A 315-nucleotide genomic window follows, 5' to 3' on the forward strand; every position below is an offset into this window, starting at 1 on the left:
CCGCCGGCCTGCTGCTGGTCGCCCACAACCCGCACGGCGGCGAGCACCTGCAGGACCTGCTGGCCGGGCAGATCCTGTGGGTCAGCTACGACCAGCTGGTGATGCCGGCGGCCGGCGCGGTGCTGATCCTGGCGCTGCTGGCGCTGCTGCGCAACCGTCTTGGGCGGCTCGGCTTCTACCTGGTGTTCGCGCTGGCGGTGGCGGCTTCGGTCCAGCTGGTCGGGGTCTACCTGGTGTTCGCCAGCCTGATCGTGCCGAGCCTGGCCGTGCGCCATTACCGCGAGGCGCGCAAGCTGCCCTTCGCCTACCTGATCG

1 protein-coding gene is annotated in these 315 nt (G+C 71.1%); it reads left to right on the forward strand.

Annotation, left to right across the window (positions count from 1 at the left end):
- Positions 1-315 (forward strand): metal ABC transporter permease (locus KVT32_RS29460; RefSeq protein ID WP_217619358.1); only part of this gene is annotated, 315 nt, incomplete at both ends.

Source organism: Achromobacter sp. GbtcB20 (assembly GCF_019091095.1).
Classification (GTDB): domain Bacteria; phylum Pseudomonadota; class Gammaproteobacteria; order Burkholderiales; family Burkholderiaceae_B; genus Achromobacter; species Achromobacter mucicolens.